Source organism: Blautia sp. AF34-10 (genome assembly GCF_003477865.1).
GTDB classification, from domain to species: domain Bacteria; phylum Bacillota; class Clostridia; order Lachnospirales; family Lachnospiraceae; genus Fusicatenibacter; species Fusicatenibacter saccharivorans.
This window is the reverse complement of record NZ_QUED01000002.1, coordinates 42864-67191: the sequence shown is the minus strand read 5'-3', so window position 1 is coordinate 67191 and position 24328 is coordinate 42864. Positions and strand designations below refer to the sequence as shown.

Genomic DNA, 24328 nt, shown 5'->3' with positions numbered 1-24328 from the left:
TTTGCTCCCTCTCATCGTTCTGCCCTGCTATAGGCGCCGTATCCGTAACCGTAACCATAGCTGCCTCCGATCCGCTCGCCGAATCCCGGATAAACATTGCCGAACACACAGCCGATGACCTTTTCTTCTTTCTGGTTCAGCGCGTCGATGGCATCGTTGATGTCCCGTGTCAGCACGCCGTCCTGCCGAACGGCAAGAACCGCACCATCAGCCAGCTCCACAAGCTCCTCCGCATCCGCGGCCGCGCCCATCGGCGGCGTATCCAGAATAATATAATCCATGTTTGTCCGGCACGTATCCAGAATCCGCCGGAAAATTTCACCGCCGACTGCTTCCGACGGTTCCTCCAGCCGTTCCCGGCAGATGCCCATGTAAACATTCGTATCCTTGTATTTTTCAAAAACGCTGGACGCCGACTCCTTTCCGACTGCTACCTGTCCGAAATCTTTTCCGGCCTTTTGCGGAAGTTCAAAAATCTTATACAGCGCCGGCTGACGAAAATCACAGTCCAGCAGAAGGACACGGTTCTGTTCCTCTGAAAGGGCAAGCGCCAGATTGGCGGCAAGCGTTGACTTTCCTTCATTTTCCGCCACACTGGTCACCAGCAGCACTTTTCCCCCTCTCCGGTCGAGTCTTCCGCGCACACGGGAAGCAATGCGCTTCAGGGATTCCACATAGGGAAAGCTCCGCGCCGGATTCGTGATCAGCATGGAGCTGTTTTTCCTCTTTTTTTCATGGTACACGGTTCCCAGCAGATCCGCATCAATCTTGCGGCCAAATTCCGTTTCATTTTTGACGGTATCCCGCAGAAAGGAAAAGAAGCCCACCAGCGCCGCCGTACCAAGCGCTGCCGCCAGAAATGCCATTGCAGCGTACTTTTCCGTCGGAATCCGATTCGACGGATTGTCGGAAACCTGCGGCTGCTGCAGTGTCTCCAATACTACATTGGGAATAATATAATCTGAAATGGTTGTGTAATTCTTCAGCACCGACCGCAGTACCCGAAAGGCTGTTTCCGGCGAATCGGCTGTCACGGAAAGCTCCATTAAATTGGATTCCGGCACAATTGAAGCGCTCATGTCCGCCGGAAAAGATGAGCATCCCAGCTCCTCCATCACTTTTTTCTTTAAAATATTGTTTTCCAGAATCGCCTGAAATTTCTGCGTCATCTCATACGTCGAAGAAAGGCTCGATGCTGCATTTGCATTCTCGCCGCGCCCCATCACGGCAAACGTGGTTTTCACCGTGTACTGATCCCGATGGACTGCCGTCAGCACCGTGTAGGTTATCATCGCCGCCGAACAGGCAATCAGAAGGATGATCCACCAGTTTTTTGCCATATCACACAGAATGCTCCGAAGATCCCAGTCTGCTTCGCCGTTCTGTCCGTTTCCTGTTCTGTCGTATTCTCCCATCTGGAACCTCCTCATTCATTGACGCAGACAATCAGGCGGATGGAGCTTGTCTGTCCCTCCTCCGATGTCACAGTATACGTTACTTCATAGACACCTTCCTTTCCGGTGTCAACCGGATTCTCTATGGAAAGTTTTTCTTCCCCAAGGATCTTGTCTTCCGCGGAAACCGCGTGAAGTTCATCGTCCTCTCCTTTTTCATACATCATCTGATCCACATTCACCTGCTCCAGATAATCCTTCGGATCAAACGCCTGCTGCAGTTCCAGATGGATCAGATACTCGCTTAAAGTAATCTGCGGCTTTCCGCTCTCCTCGGCCGGATCGTAGAGTTCCACCGTCACCGGAAGACTCGTCACATCCCCGGCACGGTTGGCAGCAGAATACGTTACCTGATACAGCCCGGGCGTGCTGCTGATCTCATCCTGATACGAGAGCCGGATGCGGTCCGTAATCGTTCCGTCCAGACAGTCCTCTGCGGAAAGTCCTTCCGTCAGGTCATCTGCATTCACACTGAACCGGAGCGGCCCATCCAGGGAAAAGACCGGCGATGTATAGTCGTTATAGACCATTTCCCGTTCCGCGTGGGTGACATTGTTGTCCGAATCAAAGGCAACGATGCTGATTTTCCGCCGCCCTTTTTCGATAAAGTTGGAAATATGTTCTACCGCAAGCGAATCCGTCACATCGCCGTCCTTCGCATCGTACGCCGTCACGCCGGACAGAAGCTCCGCCTCATCCGCGTGGATACTGACCGAAATTTCACTGTTATCCATCGAAATCTCTGGCCCTTTCCCGTCTTTTCCGGTTCGCTGCCGCATCAGGCACCCGCCAAACGCGAGCGATGAGGCAAGAAATAAAATCAGAACAGCCGCTCTCATTTTGTGCATATCCTTTTGATGTCTCCTTTCGTTTTTCAGACAAACCAGCGTCTTTTCCGCCTTCGTTCCGGAGACGGCTCATACAGAACCGGCCGGTTCTCCAGAATTCTCCTCGGATTTACCTTCAGCAGAAGCTCCGCATACGATTCACCGTACCACTCCGACAGAAATTCCCGGATCGGTCTCATGTCCGGTGTCCGGTAATTGACGCGGTGGGCATCGCTTGCCGCACAGCCTGCCAGACGGTTTTCCAGCAGATACTGTGCTGTCCGCTCTGCTTCTTTTCCAAATCTTCCAAATACACTTCCTTTGTTCATCTGCAGAACTGCGCCCATTTCCCGGAACTCATACAGAAGCTCCGGCGAATCCTGCACGCAGAAATACCGCTCCGGATGTGCCAGCACCGGGATCTTTCCCATGGCCGGAAATTCCATCAGCCGCCTTCTGATCCCGTCCGGTGCCATGTCAAACGGCACCTCGATCAGATAATAGCGGCTTTCATGAAGCGGTATCAGCTTTCTCTCTTTGATTTTTTCGTTAAGCGGCCCGATGCTCATAATTTCCATGCCGCGCACCAGGCTGATCGGGATGTGTTCCTTCCGGATTTCCTGTTCCAGACGGTAAAACAGCTCCAAAAGCTGCTCCGAATCGTAATTGACATACCCATCCTCCACGCCCTCGATTCCCGTCTGGTTTGCATGCGGTGTCACAGCAAGGATACGCACTCCGCTCTTTGCCGCAATTTCCGCCATCTCAAGGGATGTGGACAGATTCGGGGAACCGTCGTCAACCCCCGGCAGAATATGTATATGAAGGTCCGTCATGCTTCTTTTCTCCTTCGTACTGATATTCCGGCACCATTCTCTTTACCCTCTCGCAGATGTCCGGACATTCGTTTTCCGCCGCCCGCTCGAGTTCTTTCATCTGTTTTCGGAATACCGTCTCATCAAAAGCAATCTGCCGGCCGATAAAAATGCGGGTGTTTTCTGTCGTCTGCATCCCCTCCTCATTCATCAGCAGCTCCTCATACAGCTTTTCGCCCGGCCGCAGGCCAATGTACTTGATCTCGATTTCCACTCCCGGCTCATACCCGGAAAGGCGGATCATGTTTTTCGCAAGGTCCGCAATTCGGACAGGATCTCCCATGTTCAGGACAAAAATCTGGCCGTTTTTCGCATACGCGCCCGCCTCGAGCACCAGACTGACCGCCTCCGGAATCGTCATAAAATAACGGATGATGTCCGGATGCGTCACCGTCACCGGCCCGCCGTGCTCAATCTGGCGGCGGAACAGCGGAATGACGCTGCCGTTGCTGCCAAGTACATTTCCAAAGCGCACCGCCGCAAACTCCGTGGTGCTGTGTTTTCCAATCATCTGGATCACCATCTCGCAGAGCCGTTTGCTCGCTCCCATGATGTTCGTCGGATTGACCGCCTTGTCTGTCGAAATCAGAATAAATTTTTTTACGTGATACCGGCTTGCCGTGCGCGCCGTCTTTAAGGTTCCGATCACGTTATTTTTGATCGCCTCGTTCGGACTGCCCTCCATCAGGGGCACATGCTTGTGCGCCGCTGCGTGAAAGACGATATCCGGCCGGTAACGGGAAAACATCGACTGCAGCCGCCGTTCATCCCGCACCGAACCGATCAGCACCGTCATGTGAAGCCTCGGGAACTCCCATTCCAGCGATTTCTGGATCTGGTATGCATTGTTTTCATAAATATCAAAAATGATCAGATGACCGACACCGTGGCCAGCTAACTGTCGGCAGATCTCGCTGCCGATGAGCCTCCTCCTCCCGTCACAAGAACTGCTTTCCCCTGGACATAATCGAGAATCGCATCGAGATCGACGCGGACCGGATCCCTAGGCAGCAAATCCTCAATTTTAATTTTTTTTCTGATCTTTTTTTCTTCCTTCATAGCTCCCGCTCTCATTCTATTCGACATCTTCTCCCGTTTTCAGGCATCCTGTTTTTCCTGCTCCTGCAGACAGTCTTCGAGCAGATACAAAAGCTCCAGCGCCGAACGGAAACCGGCTTTCTGCTTTCCGCAGATCAGAAATCCCTGCAGACTGCAGTGCTGGCGGAACTGAATCTGAATGCTGACCATCCGCTCGGTTCCGGCCGGAAGCGTGGTCTCCTGCCGGTTTTTCATATCCTCCGTAAATTCCCATTCGTCTTTTTCTTCTTCCCGCAGGCTTCGCATACAGCTTCCCGCATCCGGCATACCGAGCAAATCATAAATCCGGTTCATCCAAAGCAGCATTTCCCCGTATCCCGCAAACGGAACATCGTAATGCAGAAGCGGCAGGCGGATCACACCTTTGGAATGGCTTCCGTTCAGCTCCTGAAAACATAAGAATAATGCTGCATCTGCTGTTGTATGTACCTTTTCTCTGATTTCTTCCATTTCTTTCCTCATAATCTTCTCCATCTGCTCTTTGTATTTCTTTCTATAGTAATGTTATATGTAATATTTATTTTTGGAATATTATACCAAATCTATCTCACATCGTCAATCTGCTTATGCCTCCTTTTCTTTCGATTTTCACTTTCTTTTCTGTGTTTTTTCTACATGGAGTTTGCTTTTTTGATCTTTTTCGAGTTCTGGTGTCGCGGTGCGTCACTGTTCGTCGAACGATTTTATCAGAAGTGAGGCTTTCGGCTTGAATGAAATCCTGTGGATGTGCTAAACTACAGTTTGTAATCGTATGATCGTTCCTGTAATGATTTCATAGTTACAGTATCATGTTTTCCTGCGCCGGACAACCGCTTCGACGTGAACGGCTGCACATCGACGCAAACGGTAAGTAATTCAGAAGGTGGTAATTTTGTATTCAGAGTTGATTTTTCCATTGAATTCCAACGATCCGGTTCTTCTCGAAATTCCGGTCATCATCACACAGGCGCCTCAGAACGAATCCGGTTTCCGCTGGATGATCTCATCTATGTGGAGGCCTGTCAGCACCGGCTGATTCTGCATACCGTTCAGGGTGACTTTTCAACCCGGTGCACATTTGCCGGCCTGACGGTATGTCTTGCCTCAACCGGCCGTTTTTTCCGCAACGGAAAAGGTCTGCTGATCAATTTCTCCCACGTTGCGCTCGTGCAGGCAACCGGCGAGGTTCTGCTGAAAAACGGACAGACCGTCTTCTGCAGCCGCAGACGGAAGCGTGAAACCCGCGAAGCCTTCCTCGCTTATGCCAGAACACTGTCTCGCCGCTTATAATATGATTTTGATTTTCTATGTCCTGCAGCCTTTGATCCACCGATACAAAGAACAGCAGCCTCTGGTTCTGTTTTCGAACCAACGGCTGCTGTCCTGTTTCTGTTTATTTTTCAGTTTTTCCCTGCCGCTTCCATCCGCGCCGCAAACTGCGCATAGAAATCGGTCTTTGTGTCATACGGAAGCAGATAAAACAGCTTCAGAATTCCCATGCTGATCTGCTGCTGCAGCGCGTCATCCTCTGTCCGGCGCGCCTCGTTCTGTTTTTTTTTCAGATAATAATGCCATTCGTTCGTAAACGCTTCATACTTTCCGAGCTCCGGCGTGTCGAGCCAGCGGCGGACTTTGACTTTTGTCTTATTCTCCTTCGGACATTCGCTGACCTGAAGAAAATAGGAAAACGTTCCGTTCTCATACAGCCGTCCCAGCGGAAACATCCGGCAGAAGCCCGGCCGCGCATCGTGAATGCTGCACCGGCCCTCATCATTTAAGAAACTGCACTGGTCTGACTGCTCCGTCATTTTCAGATGCGGCAGAATCACACCGTCCACTACGCGGAGTGAAATATATCCCGCCGTCAGAATCTCCTCCATCGTTTTGCCGAGTTTTCTCTCGAGCCGGTAAAGATCCATCGGGTCGAGCACAATCGAGTCGCCCATCCCGCGGCAGCAGGCGGAGCATCCGCGGCAGTCGTCGCAGCCCACTTTTACCATGTCATTCGCTCCATATCGTTTTCCATCTGAAATCTTGTCTATATCTACGTTCCGTTCCATACTTTCTTCCTGTCTGTTCTTTATTTTTTATACTCAAAATCCGGAATCTGATGCCATCTCTCCCGGAAATAATGTGCCTCCAGTTTCGGCTTGCGGTCGCGGGTGAAGATTCCCTTCTTGTTGCCCTGCACGCGCAGGAGACTCTGGCTCGTCGCAAAGTCCCAGATGCCCGAAAGGTCACTGACAAACCGGGACGATGTCATACTTGGATATAACATACTTTTGTTTCCTCCTTCTCCATTTTTCTTGTATATCCCCCTGCTTTTCCTGCCGGTTTACGTTCCGGCGCGCTCTGCCCCCACGACATGCAGCACCTGGTCCTTTACCTGGAATTTGATTTCCATTCCCGCAAAGGAAAGCCCGTAAATGCGCTCTTCACTGTTCTGATACGATGGGCGCGGGTCCTGCTCCAGCACTTTTTTCAGTGCCTCCCGGCGGTCCGCCGGAATTTTTTTCAGCAGCTCATCCGGAATTTCAACGGGAATGAAGTATTCCTTCGTTTTTTCCGTAAAGCTGCCAAGTGCCTCCGCATGGCTGTCCACATGCGGCAGATACGGTTTGATGTCCAGAATCGGCGTACCGTCCATCAGATCTGCCCCCGACAGATGAAGCACCGGCCCGAGTGCCGGATGCTGCTCCACACGCTCCAGCTTTACCGAAGAAAGCCCGATCGGATTGGGCCGGAACGGAGAGCGCGTTGCAAATACACCGACCCGCTTGTTTCCGCCAAGCCGCGGCGGCCGCACCATCGGTGACCAGGTGTCGCGCACAGCCTCGGAAAACTCCCAGATCAGCCAGAGATGGGAATATTCCTCGATGCCGCGCAGCGCATTCGCATCGCGGAACTCCGGTTCAAAGACGATCGTACTCTTTAATTCTTCAATCAACCCGCTCTGCCGCGGAATCCCGAACTTTTCCGGGAAATCCGTGTGGATCCGGGCAATCACTTTCACTGCAATTTCTTCTGCCAAAACGGTTTTCTCCTTTATCCTTACCAGACTCTGAATAGGTTTATTCTAACATTTTGCCGGAAAAAAGTCCACCTGCCAGCCGGCGGTTGGCGGAAAAGTGTCAGAAAAGGACGGATTTCTCATAATTTGCAAATCCGTTTTTCTATCCTATGACCGCAAAAAAAGAACAGGAACCGTTTTGCTGTTCCGATTCCTGTTCTCTCCTCTTTATGCTCCAAGTTCCCGCATGCCTTTCAGCAGTCCTTCAATCTGTTCTGCTATTTCTTTTACTTTCGCTTCCAGTCCCAGCAGTTCCTGGCGGTACATCTGATTTTTCTCTGTCGTATCAAAAGTATGTACCGTCTGAACCAGAAACGCTCCCGCCTTCGGCTGAAGTTCATCCGGCAGGTGCGTTTCCTTTAAGCGGATCCGAAAGCTTTCCAGATCATTCCCTGCAGCCCTTAAATACTGATTCATGTGGATCCCTGTGTGGCGCATCATCGCTCTGCCCTCGCCGCGTACCTTTGCGTACGTTCTCTGGCTTTTGGCTGCGTACAGTGTCATCTGTACATACATCAGACTGGTCAGTGCCTTTTCTCCGGTCATTGCTGTTTCGTATAATTCTTTTTTCACTCTCTCGCTGCTCATACATTCCTCTTTCCGCCACTTTTGTTCCGCTGGCAACGGTTTGGATTGCTCCGGCAGTTCATGTTGTCTTTGGTATTCAGGAGTATAAAAAAAGACTCCTATCATGACGACTGCCACAATAAAAGTCTTGCGTTCTCATTTGATACGGACGTCTCTCGACATCGGCTGACGATTTCAAACCCACTCGGGATGCGTTTTTGTTTCCCGCGGCGTTTCGCTACTCCCTTTTACTTGTTGATGTGTATATTAGCACACTTCCTGTCGAATTGCAAGTATATTTTTTACATTTTGTCCCTCATTTCATGCAACTTACGTTTTTTCATTTGTGTTTCTTCCTATATAAATGCACCGCCGGAAAGCATACCGCTCCGGCTGCCAGCACGAGAAAAACGATCTCTGCATACATCTTCACATATCCCGCCGCCTGCTCCCACGCCACACCGACCGCAGCACCGGTTCCGACGAGAAGAATGTTCCACACCGTGCTTCCGATGATTGTAAACAGCAGAAATTTCGGCATCTCCATCCGTGCCATCCCGGCGGGGACGGAAATGAGGCTTCGGATGATTGGAATGCACCGGCCGAACAGAACGGCCCGCTGGCCTTTCTTCTGAAACCAGGTAATCGTTTTCCAGGCATCCTCCGCGTGAAATCCGAGAAGCTTCATCGGGCGGCTGTCGAGCAGTTCACTAAGGCTCTCCGGGCTGACAAGCGTTCCCGCTCCATAGAGAACCAGCGCCCCGAGAAGCGATCCTGCCGTGGATGACAGCACAACGCCCGCCGGATGCAGACGGGTGCATGTCGTCAGAAAACCGCCGAACGTCAGAATCACCTCGGAGGGAATCGGCGGAAAGACATTTTCCACGGCAATCAGAATCAGAACGCCGACATATCCAAAGCGGTTGACCATATCCAGGATTACGTTCTGCAAGCTTTCTCCGTTCCAGCAGCTCCGCACCGTTTTGAGACCTGCGGCGTTTTCCCGTCTCTGTTCCGCGTCACGGAATCGCTGCTTTTTCCTTCTTCCCCTGCATTCTATGCACCGCCGCCCCTCTGCATGACCCCTTTTTCCGCCAAAACTTTCCTCTGTTTACGATTCCGTCAGATTTTCTTTGTTTTGTTTTCATCTTCTCTTCAGAAAAGCTTTATCTCATGTACACATTCTGGTCACAATTTTTCCGTATACTAATCTCATCAACAACGAAGGAAACAAACACAAACCTCCATCGTTTTTCTATAAATTTTAACCAGGAGACAGCAAAGCACCCTTGGAAGCATGTCTCCAATGCCAACCTTTCTAATAGATAGATTTCTTTTTCATACCGCCGGGGCCCTAACAAGTCCCGGCCTCTCTCCTTTTTGGGAGATTTTTTATTTTCAGCTCTTTTTTTCCTTAATTTTCTAAAGTTCCCACGATAATTTTTTCTTGCACGGGACTTTTTCGTATAGTAAAATGAAAACAGTTGTTTTTAACAGACACCATGGATAAAAAGGGAGAAAAATACCATGAAGATTGGATTTGACAATGAGAAGTACCTGAAAATGCAGTCTGCGCATATCCGCGACCGCATCAACCAGTTTGACAACAAGCTGTATCTGGAATTCGGCGGAAAGCTGTTCGATGATTTCCACGCATCCCGCGTTCTTCCGGGCTTTGCACCGGACGCCAAACTGCGCATGCTGATGCAGCTCTCCGACCAGGCTGAGATCGTAATGGCGATTTCCGCAGCCGATATTGAGAAAAACAAAATCCGCGGCGACCTCGGCATCACCTATGACAGCGACGTGCTCCGCCTGATTGATGAGTTCCGCGGACGCGGCCTCTATGTCGGCAGTGTTGTCATCACGCAGTATTCCGGACAGCACAGTGCAGACGCTTTCAAGAAGAGACTGCAGAAGCTCGGCATCCCGGTTTACATTCACTACACGATTCCGGGCTACCCGCATAATGTGCCGCTGATCGTGAGCGATGAGGGATACGGAAAGAACGAGTACATCGAGACAACCCGTCCGCTCGTTGTCGTTACCGCGCCGGGACCGGGAAGCGGAAAGATGGCAACCTGCCTTTCCCAGCTCTACCATGAGCACAAACGCGGTGTAAACGCCGGCTATGCAAAATACGAGACCTTCCCGATCTGGAATCTGCCGCTGAAGCACCCGGTCAACCTGGCTTACGAGGCTGCTACCGCCGATCTGAACGATGTCAACATGATCGACCCGTTCCACCTCGAGGCATACGGCGTGACAACCGTCAACTACAACCGTGATGTCGAGATTTTCCCGGTTCTGCGTGCGATCTTCCAGCAGATCTTCGGCGAGAGCCGTACAAATCCCCGACTGACATGGGCGTCAACATGGCCGGAAACTGTATCATTGATGATGAGGCATGCCGTGAGGCTTCCCGTCAGGAGATCATCCGCCGCTACTACACTGCTGTGGACGGTATCGCAGACGGCTCCCGCTCCGAGACTGAGGCTTACAAAATCGAGCTTCTGATGAAACAGGAAAACATCGTTGCCGCAGACCGTACCACCGTTTCCCCGGCTCTTGTCCGTGCCGAGGCGACCGGCGCACCGGCTGCTGCCATGGAACTGCCGGACGGACGCGTCATCACCGGAAAGACCGGCGATCTGCTCGGATCGAGCGCGGCGCTTCTGCTGAATGCATTAAAAGAGCTCTCCGGCATCGACCATGACGTACATGTTCTCTCACCGGAATCCATCGCTCCGATCCAGACCCTGAAAACCAAGTACCTCGGAAGCAAGAACCCGCGTCTTCATACCGACGAGGTTCTGATTGCGCTGTCTGCTACTGCTGCACAGAGCGAGGATGCACAGAAAGCACTCTCCTGCCTGCCGCAGTTAAAGGGCTGCCAGGTGCACTCCAGCGTTATGCTCTCCGATGTGGACCGCAAAATGTTCCAGCGTCTGGGATGCGATCTGACCTGTGAGCCGAAATTTCAGTAAATAATTTTTATATCTTGGACATAAAAAATCCAGGGCATACGGTACTTTCCGTACCTGCCCTGGATTTTTTCTTTTCCGGCTTCTGTTTATAAATTTTCTTTTCCGAATCCCATTGGCAGCAGCTCCTCGAGTGTCATTTCTTTCCAGGAACCGTCGCCCTTGCAGAGAAGGACGAGAAATTTGTTCGGATCAACGAATTCCCGCAGCACCTGACGGCAGACACCGCACGGTGTGCAGAAATCCTCCGGCTCTGCCTCTCCCGGGCCGCCGCAGACGGCGATCGCGTCAAATTCCGTTATGCCCTCGGATACGGCTTTGAAGACCGCGGTGCGCTCCGCGCAGTTTGTCGGTGTATACGCCGCATTTTCAATGTTGCAACCGGTATAAATCGCTCCATTCTTTGCCAGAACCGCCGCGCCTACGCGGAATTTCGAATACGGCACATACGCAAATTTCCGCGCTGCCAGAGCCTGTTTTACCAGCTCCTGTTTTATTTCTGTACTGATTTCCTGTTTCATATCCAGCATCCCCTTTCCAGTATCCCCTTATTTTTTCTTTCTTATTTCTGATCTTCCCGGATCAGAATCCGCAGTGCCTCGATGGCTACCTGAATCGCACCTTCCGTATCGTGCGTAATGTGGTTCTCCATGCCGCGTTTCACTCTCTCCTGATTTCCCATCACAAGAAAATCGGATCCGGCACGGACGCCGCGGGCACTTGCCACGATAAAGAGTGCCGCCGATTCCATCTCTGACGCTTTGCACCCAAGTTTCATCCATGCATCCCATTTTTTCAGCAGCTCATCGCCGACCGGCATCTGCTCCGGGTCGTGCTGGCCGTAGAAGGAATCCTTGCACTGTACCACGCCCGCATGCCATTTTTTCCCAAGATTCTTTGCCGCCTGCACCAGCGCATTCGTCACGGTAAGGTCTGCGACTGCCGGGAACTCGATCGGTGCGTATTCCTTTGACGTTCCCTCCGCACGGATCGCTCCCGTTGCCACCACGATATCGCCGCCCTCTACATCGAGTGCCATACCGCCGCATGTTCCGACGCGGATAAACGTATCGGCGCCGCACTGGATCAGCTCTTCCATCGCGATGGAAGCCGACGGACCGCCGATGCCGGTAGATGTAACGGAAACCTTTACACCGTCCAAAGTACCCGTATAAGTCACAAATTCCCGGCTGTCTGCGACGAGCACCGGGTTCTCAAAGTAAGCTGCAATTTTTTTACACCGTTTGGGATCTCCCGGCAGAATCACGTACCGTCCCACATCGCCTTTTCGGATCTGCAGATGATACTGCAACCCTTCTTCTCCTGAATAATTCTGCATATGCAAAAACCTCCTTTGTATTTTCGTATTCTCATAGTTCTATTTTACCACAGGCCGTACCGCAAATACAAGGCTTGACACCATTTCACCGCCCCTTTCATTACGGATATAATCACGTTCCGCAGTTGCCTTTTCCCATTCGGGATGCTACAATAGGCACAGAAACCAGAGTTCTTACTTTCATTTTTACAAGGAGGGATTATTTTATGAGTTCCTATGTCATCAGCTGCTGCTCTACAGCAGACCTTACCGAAGAACATTTCTCCAAACGGGAAATCTCATACATCTGTTTCCATTACAAATTAAATGACACCGAGTACGCGGACGATCTCGCAAGTCCATGCCGTTCGATCAGTTTTATGCCGCCATGGCCGCCGGCGCTTCCACGAAAACATCCCAGGTGAATGCCGATGAATTTGAAGCCTATTTTGAAACATTCCTGCAGGACGGCAAAGACATTCTCCACGTCTGCCTCTCCTCCGGCATTTCCGGTGTCCTGAATTCTGCGATGATCGCCAAAGCCGACCTTGAAGAGCGCTACCCGGAACGGAAAATCCTCATCGTGGATTCCCTCGGCGCTTCCTCCGGCTATGGTCTTCTGATGGACCGCCTTGCCGACCTGCGCGATGAAGGAAAACCGCTGGAAGAGGTTTACGATTTTGCGATGAAAAACCGCCTCAAAGTCCATCACTGGTTCTTCTCCACGGACCTCACCTTCTACGTGCGCGGCGGCCGCATCTCCAAAGCCTCCGGCGCAATCGGCGGCTTTCTCGGCATCTGCCCGCTGCTCAACATGGACAACGAAGGACGGCTGATTCCGCGGTTCAAAATCCGTACGAAGAAAAAAGTCATCAAAAAAATCGTCGACCAGATGGAAGAAAACGCCGAGGGCGGCCTCTCCTACTCCGGCAAATGCTACATTTCCCAGTCCGCCTGCTACGACGATGCGCGGGCCGTTGCGGATCTTATCGAGGAACGCTTTCCCAATCTGAACGGAAAAGTCGAGATCAACAACATCGGAACCACCATCGGCAGCCACACAGGGCCGGGAACCGTGGCATTGTTTTTCTGGGGGAAAGAACGGGTGGATTAACTCTCCTGCACTTCCATCTAAAAACAGGAAAGAAAAAGGCTCTGTCCATTTGGGCAGAGCCTTCTTGTTTTCCTTCTATTCTTCTATCTTCCCTCTCCAACATTTCCGCACCAGTGCAAACACCAGATACCCGATGGCTGCTCCAAGCGTATTCGTCACAACATCATCTAACTGGCAGAAGCCGCGCTCTGTTAAAAGCTGCACAGTTTCCAACATCATGCTCGTGGCAAATGCCGCATACACACAGTACCACCATCTCCGAAGAAACGGCACCGCCGCCGGCAGTAATGCACCGAACGGCAGAAACAGCAGAATATTTTCCACAAAATACCGGTCCGGCAGACGCTGGTTTCCCCAGGTTTCAAACAGCTTCAAATCCACACCGGTTCTCGAACCCGGTTCTCTCGAAAGCAGTGTAATCGAAATCAGCATGGCAAAATAGACGGCTACCAGAAACCACGCCAGAAGCTGCCCGCCGTGCAGCGCACGGTACTGCTCCAGCCGTTTCCGTTTCTTCTGGATCTGCTGATTTTTCCACGCCGCCGCAACCGTCACAAAGCCGACACCGACTGCAACCGCATGCGGCAGATACCGGAATGTATCAAAAATATCCTGTTCAATCGTTGTCAGATAAAGAGGAATTGCCATTTACATCACCTTCCGTATTTTCGCGGCTGATCGGAAACACCCGCGAGATAATCGAGACTGCAGTCATACAGCTTTGCCAGCGTAATCAGACAGTCCAACGGAATCTCACGAATGCCTTTTTCATACCGGTTGTAGGTGTCCGGGTGACTGAAAATCTTCCGCGCCGCCTGCGTCATCGAGTAACCGCGTTCCAGACGGAGCTCTTTCAGCCGGATCAGCATTTTCTCCCGCTCCGGCGTTTCTTCTATTTTTCTGTGCATAGAGTTCCTTCTTTTTATTCCGTCTCCGCCGCTGCTTTTTCTGCCTCCGGCACATACCCCGGATTGTCGTCGTATCCTTCCAGGAAATTGTGGCGGATGCCGTGCTGCTTGTAGCCGACCACGGTGTCAATGTTGACATTTTCGACACTGCGGAAAATATTGCTCTCCACGAACGGATTCACCTTTTTCAGGTTTTTGATCAGTTCCTTGATCTCCACGCGTTTCGAACGATTCTCCTCGTTATTGCAGGTCGTGCAGGTATCGGTAAACTTGCAGGCACACTGGATGAAATGCAGACCGTTATAATCTCTCCACGCCTTGATATCATCCTCGCGCACCAGATACAGCGGGCGGATCAGCTCCATGCCCTCGAAGTGGATGCTGTGAAGCTTCGGCATCATCGTCTGCACCTGCGCACCGTAGAGCATTCCCATGAGGATTGTCTCAATGACATCATCGTAATGATGGCCGAGTGCGATCTTGTTGCAGCCAAGCTGCTGTGCAAAATGGTACAGATGGCCGCGGCGCATTCTCGCGCAGAGGTAACACGGCGAATTTTCGACATGGTAAACCGAATCGAAAATATCGGTCTCGAAAATCGTGATCGGAATATGGAGGCTCTTTGCGTTATCCTCGATCACCTTGCGGTTCTCCGGGCTGTATCCCGGGTCCATGACAACGAATTTTACTTCGAAATCAAATTTATTGTGAAGCTTTAACTCCTGAAAGCATTTCGCCATCAACATCGAATCTTTTCCGCCGGAAATACAGACAGCGATTTTATCGCCCGGTTTTACCAGCTCGTATGTGTTGATCGCTTTCGTAAATTTGGACCAGATCGACTTTTTGAATTTTTTGCGGAGACTCTTCTCCACGTCTGCCGCCTTGTCCTGCTCCTCCGGCGCGCTCATCACATCCATCAGCCAGGCGATGTAACCGCCCTCCAGGCTCACAGCGTCCCAGCCCTTTTCCTGTAATTCTTCCGCCGCTGCGACACTGAACCGGCCGCGGTTGCAGCAGATAATCGTCTTTTTGCTCCGGTCAATCGCATCACTTGTCTCGATTTCTTCTGTCTTCATCACAAGCGCTCCCGGAATCGCGCCGTGGGAGATCTCTACCGCATCGCGGATATCGACGATCTGATAGCTTGACGGATCGAGCTCTTTTAGTTCTTTTATTGAAATACTGGTACTCATGTAATTTTTCCTTTTCTAATTAAAATGCCTTACTTTTCTTCATTCTTTCATTGTATCGTTTTTTCTGTGACTGTCAAGAAAAAACGCACAAAAACGGGGAGTCTCTGAACATTCGTTTCAAATCCTCCCCCACTTTTTTATTTTTTCCGAATATCCGCCATCGTCTTCAGCAGAAGTTCTTTCTTCCAGAAGACCAGCCCTGCACTTGCGAGCAGAATCGCGTAACGCAGGATCCTGTACGGGAAAATAAGATTGCAGATGATGCTTGCTCCAATCAGAAAAGCGGAGCACGCCACAAGAAATCCTGGACTCATCAGATTTTCCTGGATTCCTTCGTTCACCAGAATCCGTTTGCTCACAATGTAATGGCCGACTGAATACAGCATATAGCATGCCAGCGTCGTGTAACCGGCCGCGATGTAACCGAACAGGCGGATAAAAATAAAGTTCAGCACCACATTCGCTCCTGCCGCCGCCATGGATGCAGCCATCAGAAACTGTGTTTTTTCATAATAAAACTGCGGCATCGAGAGAATATTATAAATGAAGATAAAGAACACACTCGCTGCCACCGGCGGAATGACGTACACCGCCTCGCGGTACTTCGGTGATCCGAAAATCAGCACCAGCTCCGGGCTGATCAGCATCAGCGCCACGGCTATGCCGACCACTACAATGCTCAGCAGCTGCAGCACCTTCCGCATCGAGCGGATGTCGCCCTTTTTGATCTTGCTGTACATCCACGGTGTCAATGCACTGTTCATACCGCTGATGAAAAGCTGCACCAGCATACCAATGCTGTACGCCAGCCCGTACAGCGCAACTTCCGTCTTTCCGACCATCTTGTCGATCATGATGCGGTCGCCCTGATTCAGGATAATACCGGACAGATAATGCGGCACAATCGGAATTCCGATCCGCAGTGCGTAGCCCCAGTATTCCTTCGAAAAGAACTCTTTTCCTTTGCAGAACTGGAACACAATAATCGGCACGCAGATACAGATCTGCACTCCGACGATACCCAGGATCCTCATCATGGCCGTACCGCCATTCATGCGGATCAGCACCAAGCTCGCAATCGGGTTCATCAGCGCCTGCAGAATCGTCACACAGACCAGAATCCGGTACCGATACTCAAACCGCTGCCGCCCCGACCAGTAAGAAAGCGCCGGACTCAGCAGCGCTTCCAAAAACATCAGCAAAATCATGGATTTCGGCAGATTTAAAATCTTCTCCCAGAAACCCGATGTAAAACAATACAATGCAAAAACCGCACCCGTAATCACAAGCGTCAGTCCCTGCATTGCAGATGTATATTCATCCCGCTGCTTCTCGTACTTTGCCATCGCATTGTCATAAACACCATTAAATAAATACAGCGATGTCATAATCGTCAAAATCTGCAGCCAGGACAGATAAACCGTATAGGTCCGTACTCCTCGGTGCTCATCAGACGCGTGAAAATCGGAACTGTGATGAACGAAATGCCCTTCTGTAAGAAACTGCAGATCGTAAACCAAAGCGCCGCCTTCGCCTGGACGGAGAGAGAACGGTATTTTGAGGTAATGTTCATGTAAAATAGAACTCCTTGCTGTTGGTTATTTGCGTGTTTTATGGTAACACAAAATGGTGGGGACTGCAAGAGGAACATCCATTAAAATCCCCCATGTGAACGCTTCCATTCAACCATGGGGGATTCTCACTGCTTTATGTGTTTCGATTCCCAAATGTCATAGGTATCCCTTCTTATTTTTAAATCTTTAATGGATACCCATTCATTTCCAGCCAGCATCGCTTCTTTCACACGATTCTCCAGAACCGTATACAATTCATACTCCGTTCCGCTGAACTCATCGCCTTCATCGGCCCCGTATGTATCAATCCCGGACTCATCCTGCTGTGGTTCCATGGGTTTAATATCGCCCGTCGGCAATGTAACATCCTCATTTTCGTCCGCAAACGCCTTTTGCGGCATCACAAAAATGGATGCCGCAAGCAGAAACAAAAATGCTGTCAGTTTAACGATTCTCTTTTTTCTCCTCTCCATGCGCTTTTCCTCCCTGCAATTCTTCTAAATACAGTTTTGCATCTTTTAAGAAGCTGACCGCAATCATCACGATCACAATGCCGATCGGAAATGCCGCTACGATACTGACAGACTGCAGACTGTTCATGGAACTCTCTGCAAAAAGAAGTGCAATCGGAAGCAGGATCAGCAGGATACACCACATCAGCTGAATTCCTTTTGCCGGCTCTTCGCCGTCTTCCAGTTTCCGGTAGCTGTAGCACGATGCCGTCAATGCGATCGAGTCGAACGATGTCGCATAAAATGCAACCATCGTAACTAATACAACAACCATAATCAGCGGTGCACACGGCATGGTTTTGATCATCGACACGATCAGATGATATAAATCTCCATTTTCATTATACTGCGAAATGAAATCAATTGCACCTGAAATCTGCTTTCCCATCGAATAATTTCCAAGAATAATAAAGCTGACAAGCGTGGAACCCACACCAAAACCGTATCCGCCGATAATTGTCTGGCGCACGGTTCTTCCGCGGGAAATGCTGCCAATGAAGAACGGTGCTGCCACACACCATACCATCCAGTATGCCCAGTAATAAATGGTCCAGTTCTGTGGGAAGTTTGTCGTACGCATCGGGTCCGTATACGTTGATAAGCCGATAAAGTTCTGAATCATTTTTCCAAGAGAAGAAAATCCAGTTTCAATAATATACCGCGTCTCTCCCCCAAACAGCAGGACGAAGGCAAGGAGTCCGAAAAACAGATAAATGCACACCTTGGCCAGAATGCTGATTCCTTTGAATCCATGCAGAAGAGAATAGGTATAAACACAGCAGGTGATCAGAAGAATGATAATATTAATCACAGTTCTGCTGACTTCCATATGGAACAGCTCGCCGATGATTTCCGCCATCAGAGGAGTTGCCACACTAAAAGTGGTAGCAGTTCCGGCCAGCAGTGCAAAGACAGCCAGAAGGTCAATCAGACGGCCGCCAATTCCATCTGTCTGTTTTCCCAGAATCGGACGGCACGCCTCGCTGTATTTCTGACGGTTTCGTTTTCTTACATGAAGCATAAAGCCAAACGCAACAGCCAGTACCAGATAGAATCCCCACGGGATAAAGCTCCAGTGAAACAGTGGAAATACGCCTGCCCAGTCCTGAATGCTGCCAAGTTCTGCGATGTGAGGATCTGTTGCGTACAAAATCCACTCAGAGAACGAATAAAACAGAATATCTGCTGCCAGACCACAGGTAAACATCATGCATCCCCATGCAAAAAAGGAATATTTTGGCTTTTCATCCGGCTTTCCAAGCACAATATTTCCGTATTTGGAGCCTGCCAGAAACAGAGACAGAAAGAAAATGCCAAGTCCGATGACCAGGTAATACGTTCCAAAGGTGTCTCCAAACAGAAATCGAATCTGGCCAAGTACCTGATTCGACTGCTCCGGTGCAAAGAAAAATACGATACATAGAGCAACGATCAGCGCCAGAGGCACCAGCGTGATCATCCAGTCGATTTCTTTTTTCTTCTGTTGGTTCTTACTGTTCATTTTCTTCCCTTTCTGCGTAATCCGCATACGATGCATCGAGTGCAACAAGTTCGCTGAAATTGTCTACTTCTATGATATCCTCTGCCTTCATTGGCCGGATGCCAAGCTGATACTCTTTCGGGTAACAGAACATTGCCACATCGTCCCAGTAAATCTGACGGTTTTTCTTTACTTCAAACTCCTGCTCCAGATGGCCTTTCAGCCGCTTTCCATCTTCTGCTGTCCATCGGGAAATGCTGTATAGCTGCCATCCGCCCTTTCCGCCGGTTCTGCTGCAGCCTGTCACAATGCCGTTTTCCACGGTCTGCAGCCACTCGTCGGTCTCATCATCCGTCCACACGCTGTTGTAACCGGATCGCTCAAACTCCGGTGCCAGAATTTCCGGATGATAGATGATCTGGTCACCGTCAAGAATAAACGCATTTTCCAGATGTTCCCGCGCCACATACAGCGATGCGATGTTGTTGCAGGTATCGTACCACGGATTGTCGATCAGCTTCAGACCCGGGTACTCCTCTTCCAGTGTCTGGAACTGTTCCTTGAGGTAACCGACTACCACGTAAATTTCTGTGATTCCGTTTTTGTGCAGTCCATCGATGACGGTATCAATCATCCGCACACCGTTTACCCGGACCAGCGGTTTTGGTGTTTTTAACGTTACCGGCTTCATCCGGTTTCCGAGGCCTGCCGCCATAATAATGGCACGCTCTACTTTGTACATGTTTCTTTTCCTTCCTCTCCCAGTTCCTGCTGGACTATTTTGTAATAATCTTTTGCATAGCGGTACTGCCGCAGGGAATATTCTCCGAATTCCACGCCTAATTTCCGTTTATATTCGCACCAGTTGCTCCAGAGCAGACCGCAGACCGCGATGTAGCAGTAGATTTTTATGCGTGTTCTGTCGTCACAGTTTCCTTCAAAATAAAGATCAATCAGATGATCCACCTGCTCTTTTTTGTAGAGAGAATAGATACAAAACATTGCGATATCCACATGCGGATCCTGCATTCCGGCGTATTCCCAGTCGATCAGGCGGATCTCCTCTTTTCCGTTTTCTTCCACAAACAGAAAATTGTCCGGCACAGCATCAATGTGGGTGAGCACCCGCTCTCCGGCATTTGCTTCGATGTAATCCTTTAACTGAAGCACATGCGCTTTCGTCTTTTCGTAATCTTTATATGCTGACGGAGTTCCTTCCCAGAGGCTTTCATAGTATTCCATCTGTCCGAACAGGTCGAAGGAATGGTCTACTCTTAATTTCTGCCCGTGAAACTCCCGCAGTTTCTTCATGCATTTCTGAAGATCTTCTTCCTTTTCTGCATCGCAGACCCGCGCACCTCGAGATATTCTGTGATTTTGTAGCCGTTCTCCGGGTTAATATAGGCAATCTCATCACAGATCCTGCGGCCGGCGATCGTCTGATAGACGGCTGCTTCCTGGCGGCGGTTGATCAGCTGATCTGTTCCCTCTCCCGGGATACGCATAATGTATTTTTTATCTTTGCAGGAGAATAAAAAGGATCGATTTGTCATTCCCTTTTTCAGAACTGTAATGTTTGTTACTTCGTCCTGCTGTGCTCCAAGTGCTTCACAGATCACCTGAATGGCATCCGTCTGCAGCTGGCTGGAATCGCTGTCAATCTCACGCAGCTGCTCATAAGTATTAATTTCTACGGCATCTGCTGCATGTACAACACGGGCGGTCACAATCATTCTGTCTTTCCGGTATAAGGTTTCCTCCCAGAACGCTCCGTCGTATCGGGAATCTCTTCCCAGTTCTTCCAGACGCTCCCGCACGATCTCCGCTTCTGTTTCCAGCAGATAACAGATGCCGATCATCGCGTTTCCGCCTGCCTGTTCTTTCTGTACGACCAGCTCCTGCTTCCGGTTTACGCGGACGGTACTGTCATCATCCACCAGATCGCTGACCATGTACCAGGAATATAATTCGTTTCTGCTGTATGGATTCTTTTCACACCAGATATCACAGGGAATGATGTAGCTGTTTGATAAATGGGCTGCCGCCGTTTTCAGGGAATGCAGATTGTTTTTCGACACATAGTCCGGAGCGACGATCAATTCTACGCCGTATTCATCGATCAGATATTCATACTGCTCTTTCATAAATCCGACAACGACGTAAATCTCTGTAATGCCGACTTCATGAAGCTGACGGATTGTGCGCTCTATCAGCCGCTCTCCCTTGATTTCCAGAAGTCCTTTCGGTGTCTCTGTATTAATCGGAACCATCCGCATACCAAATCCGGCGGCAAGGATAATGGCGTTTTTCGGCGCTTTCTCTTTTGCCTCACGCAGTGTCTTTTCCGTCGGACGGATCTCTTCATCCAGGTAACCTTCTGAAATCAGTTCCTTGATCGAACGATTGACGATTCCAAGCGAATGGCCGGTCTGTGCGGCAAGGATACGCTGATTGATGAAGGGTTCTTTTATCAGGTTGTTCAATATATCTTGTTTTGAGTTGTTCATATACTTCCTTCTTTCATTTTTCATGAACTTTTGTTTTCGATTATACCATAACTTTATGACTTTTTCAATCCCCTGTGTGTTAGGATAGTTGTCAGTGAAAGATAATTACTTTTGTGGTAGTATATATGTGACTTCCTATAAAATTAACTCTCATAAAATTCCTTTTAAAGTATGCTACAACTGGCTTAAAGCAAGAACATGTCGAAACGAGAGTTAATATTTCAGGAAGTTCACATAAAAAGGTCCAAATAATTAACATTATTTGGACCACCTGTCAAAGGAAGCCTTTTTCCTTTTCGCCGTCATCAGGACTTCTTTGCGCTTCCATTCATAAATTTTTCTTAAAATTTACCTTTATTTTACCACACTACTCCCAAAACTACAATATATCTCCATTTTTCATTTTTTTTACATAGAACCTTTCTGGCCTAATACAATCAGTACAGTTTTAAACAAAATCTTAATATCCAGCATAAAGGACCATTCTGAAATGTACTTCGTATCCAGTTTTACAACCTCTTCAAAATCTGTAATCTCGCTTCGTCCGCTTACCTGCCACATACCAGTCAGTCCCGGCTTGATTGCCAGTCTTGCTCTGTGATGGAGCTCATATTTCTCCCACTCATCCACTGTCGGCGGACGGGTTCCTACAAGGCTCATGTCGCCTTTTAACACATTGAAGAACTGCGGGAATTCATCCAGCGAGGTTTTGCGGATAAAGTTTCCGATTCCTTTGCCTGGTCCTTTTTCGCTTCCGATGACACGCGGGTCATTCTCCATTTTGAACATCAGACCATCGCTGACGCGGTTCTGTTTCATCAGTTCTTTTTTCCGCTCTTCCGCATCCATGTACATGCTACGGAACTTGTAAATTTTGAATTTTCTTCCGTTCTTTCCGACACGGTACTGTGAGAAGAAGATCGGGCCCGGAGACTTGATATAAATCGCAGGGGCAACGAACAGGAAGATGATTCCGGTCAGAATACATCCGGCAAGACCGCCGCAGATGTCCATGATTCGTTTCAGCACAAGCTGTCCTGCGCTTGCCATATTGATGCAGGTGGTGACCACGGTATAGTTGCCCATGCGCTCTACAGTCTGATTTTTTCCCTGCATTTCGTTCACGTCCGCAATTTTTACGTGGATCGTAATGCCCATCTCGGCGAATGCGTCGAATACTTTCTGCGGGATTTCTCTGCCTTCCGGCAGAACGATCAGCACTTCGTCGAACCACTCACGGCAGACATACTCAGCTGCATCTGCAAGGTTCGATACCACCGGTACGCCGTGGATTTTGTGTCCGGTTCTGTCCTGGTCTACGAGAACAACGCCAGTCGGACGAACGCCGATGTAATCGAAATCCAGCATGCTCTTTACAACGGACTGTGACTGTTTTTCGGTCGTGATGATCAGAAGCGAACGGCCGCTGTGTTCCCCGCTGCTGCGTTTCTTTACCACAGCCTTCCATCCGATGCGCATCAGATAGGAAAGCATTCCGTACAGAGCACCGGTCAGCATAATGGTTGCTCTGGAGAACTGATCTCCCTCCTGAATCAGGAACAGGTAGAATACACCAAGAACGATGATGTATACCATATTTTTTACAGTCATTCCGATTTCCACGAGGTATCCGCGCTTCATGACGTTTTTGAAGGAATCGTCAAAAAACATGATCATCAGCTGGATCAGAGCGAATACGATAGCCTCATTTCGGTAAATTGGGCTTTCATATGGCTTAAAACTGTGATGTCTTAAGAAATAACCCATGACGAAAGCCAGCTGAAGACAGATAATATCAAGAACCATAAAATCCAGATGCTTCAGCCATCCTGTGGATGATTTTTTGTACATACCTTTCTCCCCTGTCGTATTTTTTTCGCCGTACTCGTAACATTCTCTTGTTTCGCATAGTTTTTCTAGCTTTTATATTACCATTTTCACTAAAACCTTCTCATTTTTTCTGGTACTATGCATTTGTAATATCTTCTGTGACGAATACAGAACCATTTTTTTCTTTATTCCAAATATTCTATCCCATTTCTACTTATTTGTAAAGGTGTGGACACACTTTTGGACATAATTATTTCACATTTTTGCAAATTATTACATTTTATATTATTTCATCACATCCAGAATCTGTAATGTTTTCATCTTCTTTTCGACATAGCGATGGAGATATGCACGCAGCAATCGTTCCAGTTCGTCCAGGATCTCTTCATTTACAGTAAAACCATACAGCTTCGCCAGCGGTGCCGCAATGATATAGCGGCATGCCAGCACGGTGCCCGGCTGCAGCGGCCATGGATCTCTGATGGTTTTTCCACAGTTTGGGCAGTAGATGGCGCTGTCGCGCAGGGAGAAAACGGTCAGATTCTCTTTCGTGCTGCACTCCATGCAGGAGAACATCTGCGGTGCTTCTCCGCTGATCGTGATCGTCCGCAGTTCGAAGATGCACCGGACCAGGCGGAGGTCCTGTTTTCCGCGACGGATGGCGTTCATCGTCACGTACAGAAGGTTAAGCATCTGGGTTTCATCGTTTCCTTCCTGGCCGAAATATTCGGCCAGTTCCAGAAAATAAAAGCCGTAATAAACGCCGGGCTGCATCTGCGCCAGGTCGAGGAAGTATTCTTTAATGTTTGCGCCGGAGAGGGTGTAGCTGTCACGGCCCTCGTAGACCTGAAACTCGCCGAAGACGAACGGATTGGAGACGGCCATCAGCGGGCTTTTCATGCGGCGGGCGCCGCGCGCGAAGGCAGTGATTTTGCCGAGCTCCCGGGTCAGGATCACGACGCGCTTGTCATACTCTCCGACCGGGGAGGCGGATAATACCATTCCGCTTACATTGATTGGTTCTCGCATGTTTCT

23 protein-coding genes and 4 pseudogenes are annotated in these 24328 nt (G+C 49.6%); 4 read left to right on the top strand and 23 right to left on the bottom strand.

What is annotated here, in order from left to right; translation table 11 throughout:
• Positions 1-11: 11 nt before the first annotated feature.
• The 5 genes and pseudogenes from DWZ60_RS01585 to DWZ60_RS01565 all read right to left on the bottom strand — a co-directional run bounded on the left by DWZ60_RS01585 (position 12) and on the right by DWZ60_RS01565 (position 4704).
• Entirely contained in the window at positions 12-1415 is a 1404-nt protein-coding gene (locus DWZ60_RS01585; protein WP_158576263.1) for a polysaccharide biosynthesis tyrosine autokinase, read from the bottom strand.
• Between the two features lie 11 nt (positions 1416-1426).
• A complete protein-coding gene (locus DWZ60_RS01580; protein ID WP_118640340.1) occupies positions 1427-2302 on the bottom strand; it encodes a DUF5011 domain-containing protein in 876 nt (291 codons plus the stop codon).
• 26 nt (positions 2303-2328) lie between these two features.
• The gene (locus DWZ60_RS01575) at positions 2329-3117 is read right to left on the bottom strand and encodes a tyrosine-protein phosphatase (RefSeq protein ID WP_119221158.1); all 789 of its coding nucleotides are present in this window, start codon (positions 3115-3117) and stop codon (positions 2329-2331) included.
• Positions 3080-4191 (bottom strand): annotated as a pseudogene (locus tag DWZ60_RS01570) (UDP-N-acetylglucosamine 4,6-dehydratase family protein); the annotation flags it as partial. The pseudogene DWZ60_RS01570 and the gene DWZ60_RS01575, both read right to left, overlap by 38 nt.
• A gap of 63 nt (positions 4192-4254) precedes the next feature.
• Positions 4255-4704: a hypothetical protein gene (locus tag DWZ60_RS01565; RefSeq protein ID WP_147397708.1), complete on the bottom strand. Its 450-nt coding sequence runs from the start codon at positions 4702-4704 to the stop codon at positions 4255-4257.
• Positions 4705-5125: 421 nt separating this feature from the next.
• Between DWZ60_RS01565 and DWZ60_RS17180 the strand changes: the two genes are divergently transcribed.
• A complete protein-coding gene (locus DWZ60_RS17180) occupies positions 5126-5269 on the top strand; it encodes a hypothetical protein (protein ID WP_158576262.1) in 144 nt (47 codons plus the stop codon).
• Positions 5245-5523 carry a LytTR family transcriptional regulator DNA-binding domain-containing protein gene (locus tag DWZ60_RS17175; RefSeq protein ID WP_158576261.1) on the top strand — a complete coding sequence of 93 codons (279 nt, stop codon included), beginning with the start codon at positions 5245-5247 and terminating at the stop codon, positions 5521-5523. The genes DWZ60_RS17180 and DWZ60_RS17175 overlap by 25 nt, the downstream gene beginning before the upstream one ends.
• Positions 5524-5633: 110 nt before the next feature.
• Here the strand turns inward: DWZ60_RS17175 and DWZ60_RS01555 are convergent, their stop codons facing one another.
• The 5 genes and pseudogenes from DWZ60_RS01555 to DWZ60_RS01535 all read right to left on the bottom strand — a co-directional run bounded on the left by DWZ60_RS01555 (position 5634) and on the right by DWZ60_RS01535 (position 8822).
• A complete protein-coding gene (locus tag DWZ60_RS01555) occupies positions 5634-6293 on the bottom strand; it encodes a YkgJ family cysteine cluster protein (protein ID WP_119221156.1) in 660 nt (219 codons plus the stop codon).
• 20 nt (positions 6294-6313) lie between these two features.
• Positions 6314-6454 (bottom strand): annotated as a pseudogene (locus DWZ60_RS01550) (glycoside hydrolase family 2 TIM barrel-domain containing protein); the annotation flags it as partial.
• 114 nt (positions 6455-6568) lie between these two features.
• A complete protein-coding gene (tsaA, locus tag DWZ60_RS01545; protein WP_055227914.1) occupies positions 6569-7264 on the bottom strand; it encodes a tRNA (N6-threonylcarbamoyladenosine(37)-N6)-methyltransferase TrmO in 696 nt (231 codons plus the stop codon).
• A gap of 207 nt (positions 7265-7471) precedes the next feature.
• Entirely contained in the window at positions 7472-7891 is a 420-nt protein-coding gene (locus tag DWZ60_RS01540; protein ID WP_055227913.1) for a hypothetical protein, read from the bottom strand.
• A 319-nt stretch (positions 7892-8210) separates the two neighbouring features.
• Positions 8211-8822, bottom strand: a complete 612-nt coding sequence (locus tag DWZ60_RS01535) for a DedA family protein (RefSeq protein WP_119221195.1) — start codon at positions 8820-8822, stop codon at positions 8211-8213.
• Between the two features lie 575 nt (positions 8823-9397).
• On the opposite strand from DWZ60_RS01535, the pseudogene DWZ60_RS20555 reads away from it, so the two are divergent.
• Positions 9398-10857 (top strand): annotated as a pseudogene (locus DWZ60_RS20555) (DUF1846 domain-containing protein).
• Between the two features lie 86 nt (positions 10858-10943).
• Here the strand turns inward: DWZ60_RS20555 and DWZ60_RS01525 are convergent.
• Together DWZ60_RS01525 and udp are read right to left on the bottom strand one after the other, a co-directional pair.
• Positions 10944-11375 (bottom strand): cytidine deaminase, encoded by a 432-nt coding sequence (locus DWZ60_RS01525; protein WP_117814561.1) that lies wholly within the window; start codon positions 11373-11375, stop codon positions 10944-10946.
• 41 nt (positions 11376-11416) lie between these two features.
• Positions 11417-12193, bottom strand: coding sequence for a uridine phosphorylase (gene udp, locus DWZ60_RS01520; protein WP_055220432.1), 777 nt, complete (start codon positions 12191-12193; stop codon positions 11417-11419).
• A 206-nt stretch (positions 12194-12399) separates the two neighbouring features.
• Here udp and DWZ60_RS01515 point away from each other — a divergent pair.
• Positions 12400-13286 (top strand): annotated as a pseudogene (locus DWZ60_RS01515) (DegV family protein).
• 75 nt (positions 13287-13361) lie between these two features.
• On the opposite strand, the gene DWZ60_RS01510 reads toward DWZ60_RS01515, so the two are convergent.
• From DWZ60_RS01510 to recO, 11 genes are all read right to left on the bottom strand, one after another.
• Complete coding sequence (locus DWZ60_RS01510) at positions 13362-13934, bottom strand: VanZ family protein (RefSeq protein ID WP_118600910.1); 573 nt, start codon at positions 13932-13934, stop codon at positions 13362-13364.
• Between the two features lie 5 nt (positions 13935-13939).
• A complete protein-coding gene (locus DWZ60_RS01505; protein ID WP_022462342.1) occupies positions 13940-14194 on the bottom strand; it encodes a helix-turn-helix domain-containing protein in 255 nt (84 codons plus the stop codon).
• A 14-nt stretch (positions 14195-14208) separates the two neighbouring features.
• Positions 14209-15390, bottom strand: a complete 1182-nt coding sequence (locus DWZ60_RS01500) for an ATP-binding protein (RefSeq protein ID WP_119221155.1) — start codon at positions 15388-15390, stop codon at positions 14209-14211.
• Between the two features lie 137 nt (positions 15391-15527).
• The gene (locus tag DWZ60_RS01495; RefSeq protein WP_119221154.1) at positions 15528-16910 is read right to left on the bottom strand and encodes a lipopolysaccharide biosynthesis protein; all 1383 of its coding nucleotides are present in this window, start codon (positions 16908-16910) and stop codon (positions 15528-15530) included.
• A gap of 179 nt (positions 16911-17089) precedes the next feature.
• On the bottom strand, positions 17090-17437 hold the full coding sequence (locus DWZ60_RS01490) for a hypothetical protein (RefSeq protein ID WP_055227906.1): 348 nt from the start codon (positions 17435-17437) through the stop codon (positions 17090-17092).
• Positions 17409-18977: a BCCT family transporter gene (locus tag DWZ60_RS01485; protein WP_173829448.1), complete on the bottom strand. Its 1569-nt coding sequence runs from the start codon at positions 18975-18977 to the stop codon at positions 17409-17411. The genes DWZ60_RS01490 and DWZ60_RS01485 overlap by 29 nt, the downstream gene beginning before the upstream one ends.
• Positions 18967-19698 carry an NTP transferase domain-containing protein gene (locus tag DWZ60_RS01480; protein WP_118640329.1) on the bottom strand — a complete coding sequence of 244 codons (732 nt, stop codon included), beginning with the start codon at positions 19696-19698 and terminating at the stop codon, positions 18967-18969. Before DWZ60_RS01480 ends, DWZ60_RS01485 begins: the two co-directional genes overlap by 11 nt.
• The gene (locus DWZ60_RS18975; RefSeq protein ID WP_330422040.1) at positions 19686-20267 is read right to left on the bottom strand and encodes a phosphotransferase family protein; all 582 of its coding nucleotides are present in this window, start codon (positions 20265-20267) and stop codon (positions 19686-19688) included. The genes DWZ60_RS01480 and DWZ60_RS18975 overlap by 13 nt, the downstream gene beginning before the upstream one ends.
• Positions 20264-21463: an NTP transferase domain-containing protein gene (locus DWZ60_RS01475; RefSeq protein WP_330422039.1), complete on the bottom strand. Its 1200-nt coding sequence runs from the start codon at positions 21461-21463 to the stop codon at positions 20264-20266. The genes DWZ60_RS18975 and DWZ60_RS01475 overlap by 4 nt, the downstream gene beginning before the upstream one ends.
• Before the next feature lie 408 nt (positions 21464-21871).
• Positions 21872-23314, bottom strand: coding sequence for a sugar transferase (locus DWZ60_RS01470; protein ID WP_055227902.1), 1443 nt, complete (start codon positions 23312-23314; stop codon positions 21872-21874).
• A gap of 264 nt (positions 23315-23578) precedes the next feature.
• Positions 23579-24322: a DNA repair protein RecO gene (recO, locus tag DWZ60_RS01465; protein ID WP_119221153.1), complete on the bottom strand. Its 744-nt coding sequence runs from the start codon at positions 24320-24322 to the stop codon at positions 23579-23581.
• Positions 24323-24328 lie beyond the last annotated feature (6 nt).

Excerpts from the sequence above, each read along its gene's own strand:
- DWZ60_RS01485 (WP_173829448.1), bottom strand. The coding sequence starts at position 18,977 with ATGAACAGTAAGAACCAACAGAAGAAAAAAGAAATCGACTGGATGATC.
- DWZ60_RS01510 (WP_118600910.1), bottom strand. The coding sequence starts at position 13,934 with ATGGCAATTCCTCTTTATCTGACAACGATTGAACAGGATATTTTTGAT.
- DWZ60_RS18975 (WP_330422040.1), bottom strand. The coding sequence starts at position 20,267 with ATGAAGAAACTGCGGGAGTTTCACGGGCAGAAATTAAGAGTAGACCAT.
- DWZ60_RS01555 (WP_119221156.1), bottom strand. The coding sequence starts at position 6,293 with ATGGAACGGAACGTAGATATAGACAAGATTTCAGATGGAAAACGATAT.
- DWZ60_RS01505 (WP_022462342.1), bottom strand. The coding sequence starts at position 14,194 with ATGCACAGAAAAATAGAAGAAACGCCGGAGCGGGAGAAAATGCTGATC.
- DWZ60_RS01490 (WP_055227906.1), bottom strand. The coding sequence starts at position 17,437 with ATGGAGAGGAGAAAAAAGAGAATCGTTAAACTGACAGCATTTTTGTTT.
- recO (WP_119221153.1), bottom strand. The coding sequence starts at position 24,322 with ATGCGAGAACCAATCAATGTAAGCGGAATGGTATTATCCGCCTCCCCG.
- DWZ60_RS01525 (WP_117814561.1), bottom strand. The coding sequence starts at position 11,375 with ATGAAACAGGAAATCAGTACAGAAATAAAACAGGAGCTGGTAAAACAG.
- DWZ60_RS01585 (WP_158576263.1), bottom strand. The coding sequence starts at position 1,415 with ATGGGAGAATACGACAGAACAGGAAACGGACAGAACGGCGAAGCAGAC.
- DWZ60_RS01565 (WP_147397708.1), bottom strand. The coding sequence starts at position 4,704 with ATGGAAGAAATCAGAGAAAAGGTACATACAACAGCAGATGCAGCATTA.
- DWZ60_RS01500 (WP_119221155.1), bottom strand. The coding sequence starts at position 15,390 with ATGAGTACCAGTATTTCAATAAAAGAACTAAAAGAGCTCGATCCGTCA.
- DWZ60_RS01470 (WP_055227902.1), bottom strand. The coding sequence starts at position 23,314 with ATGTACAAAAAATCATCCACAGGATGGCTGAAGCATCTGGATTTTATG.
- DWZ60_RS01480 (WP_118640329.1), bottom strand. The coding sequence starts at position 19,698 with ATGTACAAAGTAGAGCGTGCCATTATTATGGCGGCAGGCCTCGGAAAC.
- DWZ60_RS01580 (WP_118640340.1), bottom strand. The coding sequence starts at position 2,302 with ATGCACAAAATGAGAGCGGCTGTTCTGATTTTATTTCTTGCCTCATCG.
- DWZ60_RS01575 (WP_119221158.1), bottom strand. The coding sequence starts at position 3,117 with ATGACGGACCTTCATATACATATTCTGCCGGGGGTTGACGACGGTTCC.
- DWZ60_RS01475 (WP_330422039.1), bottom strand. The coding sequence starts at position 21,463 with ATGAACAACTCAAAACAAGATATATTGAACAACCTGATAAAAGAACCC.
- DWZ60_RS01540 (WP_055227913.1), bottom strand. The coding sequence starts at position 7,891 with ATGAGCAGCGAGAGAGTGAAAAAAGAATTATACGAAACAGCAATGACC.
- udp (WP_055220432.1), bottom strand. The coding sequence starts at position 12,193 with ATGCAGAATTATTCAGGAGAAGAAGGGTTGCAGTATCATCTGCAGATC.